At 53.2% G+C, this 3661-nt stretch carries 2 protein-coding genes; both read right to left on the bottom strand.

Going from position 1 to position 3661, the window contains the following annotated elements; all coding sequences use genetic code 11:
* Positions 1–884, bottom strand: an 884-nt coding sequence (locus tag ACOSYY_RS09460; protein WP_421662022.1) for a PQQ-dependent sugar dehydrogenase, incomplete at its 3' end; no start/stop codon positions are given.
* A gap of 926 nt (positions 885–1810) precedes the next feature.
* Entirely contained in the window at positions 1811–3628 is a 1818-nt protein-coding gene (locus ACOSYY_RS09455; RefSeq protein WP_421662021.1) for an ABC transporter ATP-binding protein, read from the bottom strand.
* Positions 3629–3661 lie beyond the last annotated feature (33 nt).

The raw sequence follows: 3661 nt of genomic DNA, 5'->3' as shown, positions 1-3661 counted from the left end.
CCTTCGTAGCAAGGCCAGCCGAAATTTTTTCCTCGTCCTCGGTCGAATTCTTCCCAGACGTTCCATCCTACGTCTCCTAAATAAGGCTCTCCTGATACCGGATGGAGCGTAAAACGGAAGGGATTGCGAAGGCCGTAGGAGTAGACCTTCGATCTGATCGAATTGGTGCCGTCGTCGAAGGGATTATCGCCGGGCGCGTTTCCATCCTCGGTGATGCGTAAGATTTTGCCACGTGGGTCGTTGAGGTCTTGCGCGACAAATGCGCTTCCACTGGCACCGTCGGCCGTGGTGTCCTCTCCATGCCCTACGAAAAGCCTGCCGTCTGAGCCGAATCGTAGAGTGCCGTTTTCATGGTGGTGGAAGTCGGTGGCAATCGTCATGAGGACCGTTTCACTGTTGGGCAATGCGACATCGGGATTTTGAGCATTCGCGATAAATCGGGAGAGTCTTTCAATTTTTGGGCTTGGGTCGTTGGGATTGCCGCCTTCTTCGCGTACATAGATAACATAAACATAGCCGTTCACGGCGAAGTTCGGATGTAAGGCCAGGCCAAGCATTCCTCGATCATCAAAGGTGTTGACATTTGCGCTGATATCAAGGAACGGCGTGGGCAATAACTGGCCGTTCTTGAATATCTTGATCACGCCGTTTCGTTGCCAAATGAACATGCGCCCGTCGTTGGCCCATGTGACTCCAACCGGAAGGAATTGAGGCAGTGTCGCGACGACTTCCGATGAGAATCCCGGGTCACTGAATGTTTGGGCCTGTGCGGAGGAAGGGAATAGCGGTCCAACGCCAGGACAGAGAAAAGTCACGAGGGTCGCAACTGCAACGATCGCACGGAAACCTTTTGCATAAAGCGCAAATCTATTGGAATTCGACAAAGCCAATCCTTCCTTTGAATGATGCTGCAGGCCGCTATCCGGCATGATGGCGTAGGTATTTTCACTCTCGACCTACGCCGTAGGGGCATTGTTGTCTACTTCATCTGAAACGCAGTAAACAACCCCCTCTAAAGTTGGGGAGCGCTCAAAGATGTGTTAATGAGGACGCTATTCGGGTGTGAGACCAAGTGCCCAGTCATGACGTGCTCCGTGACGACGAGCGTCAGCTCGGCGACCATCGGTGCATCGCGCTGTACCCGTCAACCCGAACCAAGAGTACATGGCTGATCACGGCGCCACCGCTCGACATGCTAATTGAACGAGAGACCGCTCACTTTGAGAAGCTCGCGAAACCCAGCAGGTCTTACAGGTCTTTTCGGTGATACACCTTCGCACGCCGCATTCATCAATAATAGACAGGAGGAATAACGACCGGAGGGATATAAGGTAAATCAAGGCACCCGAGCCTCATCTAGCGCAGGGACTCGAGCGAACAGATCACGAACCATTCCTCAATATAGAAGAGCTAAACCTGGTACGATGCGCTGGCCAGTCCAGCATGGACTGACCAGCAAGGAGACAGTTCTAGTTGCAGCGCGGGAGGCGTGGAAAGATCTGGCAGACAATATCCTCAATGCGGTCTCTTACACCACCATCACCTCTGCCGCCAGAATAGGCCGCGGTGATCTCACGCAATAGCTCGTGTTTCGTAAGGACGGGTCTGACATAGACTTCTTTCGTGGTTTTCATTTTTCTCTCACCTCCATATGGCGCTACTTTGGTTGAAGCACGATTTCATCTCTCCGTGTTCCTGATTTTAGTCTTCTTATTCCCCTACGGTCTGTAACATAGCGTATTCCATTGTGGCATTGCAACTCATCATAACCAGCAATTACAACGAATCTTAGGATACAAAACCACAGTTGCTATTGGTAGTACTGTGATTGAATACCGAACAGCTCGGCATAGAGACCATGGCAACGCATCAGCTCGTCATGCGAGCCACTTTCCAGAATTCGCCCTTCATCAAGCACATAAATGCGATCAACCATTTTCACAGTGGAGAGGCGATGGCTGATCAAAATCGCCATACGACCTTTTGCCAACTCATGAAACCGTCCAAAGAGTTCCGCCTCAGCCTTGGCATCCATCGCACTGGTCGGCTCATCAAGAATCAGAATTTGAGAGTCACGGAGAAAGGCCCGTGCAAGTGCCACCTTCTGCCATTCTCCGATGCTCAGCTCATGTCCGCCATCGAACAACTTGCCGAGCACTGACTCGTACCCCTTGGGCAGGCGCTCAATGGTCTCATGAACACCAGCTTGTTTGGCCGCCCTAGTAACGTCGGAAAGATCGATATCCGGAGAGCTCAGGCCCAAAGCAATATTGTCTTTCACAGAGAACTGAAACTTCACGAAGTCCTGGAACACTCCACTGACCGCGCCACGGACATCGGCAATCGGATAGTCTCGAAGATCTTCACCATCGATCGTAATGCGACCGCTTGAGGGGTCGTAGAGCCGGCATAGGAGTTTCACCAGCGTCGTCTTCCCCCCCCCATTCGCTCCAACGAACGCGATATGTTCTCCCGGTTTGATCGTAAAGGTGAGGTCTCGGATCGCCACACGTTCTTCATGAGGATATTGGAATGACACATGATCGAACGTAACTCCCTGCATGATCGGTCGAGGAAGGGTTTTCGGCCGTGCCGGTTCCGGCAAACGAGACTGAATGTTCAAGAACTCGCCCAACGCGGTTAGAAACAGATTACTCTCATAGAGTTTCGACACACTCCATCCCAAACCCTCCAGGAATCCAGAGGCTCGCTGTACCGCCTGGAAAAACATGACGAGGTCACCCACAGTGAGCAGTCCCTGAAATGTTCGAAGCGCCACAAAGCTATAGACTCCGAACACACCGAACACGCCGATGAGTTGCGCGGCAAGACCTGCAAGGGCCCACCGGCGCTCTAACGCAATCCGTTCTCGACGCAGCACCGATCGGGCATCTTGGAACCATTGCCGTAGCCGAGGACCGAGATCGAACAATCGCACTTCTTTCGCTGCGGTGGCTTGCGTCAGCAGCATATTGACGTACCAGGCCTTCCGTTCCAGCGGCGTCCGTTCGCGCTCCCAGACAAACAACCGGTTGGCCTGCTGCAGTCGAACGAAGAAGTACGGAATGGCCGCCAGTAGCAAGACCGGAATGACTCCCCAATGCAGCCACCAGAGTATGGCCGCCACAGCCAGCAATGAAATGGCATCTTGGCCAAGTTGAAGTAAAGCATTGAGAATCGCCGTCGGTTGATAGGGCGCTTCTTGCTGCGCGCGATGGAGGGTATCGTAATAGCGCGCATCCTCATAGTACTCCAGATCGACCTCGATGGACTTTGCCTGAAGGAGCGCATGCATATGATCGGTGACGACTTGAGCATGAATCCTCGAAATCAGAGAGGCCATGCCGGTAAGCGTGGCATTGATCACCGCGACACCCGCCAATCCCGCAAGAATCGTGGTCATTTTGCTCAACGAGCCCTCGGCAGACGGAATCTTAAGCTCGTCGGTCACGGCATCGATCAACAACTTCGTCAGATACAACACCGCCAGCGGGAGAAGACCTTGGATGACCCGCACGGCGACACTGCAGATGGCCAGGGTCGAGCTGCTCTGCCACACGAACGAGAGGGCATGGCGAATCGTCAACAGGAAGGGCCGAATGCGATTCAGAACGATATTCGCGGTCATCAATACAGGTATTCCATCCGAACGTCATCGTCC

The organism is Nitrospira sp. BLG_2, assembly GCF_049222245.1.
The sequence above is the reverse complement of the archived record's forward strand: the minus strand, read 5'-3'. Positions and strand labels throughout refer to the sequence as shown.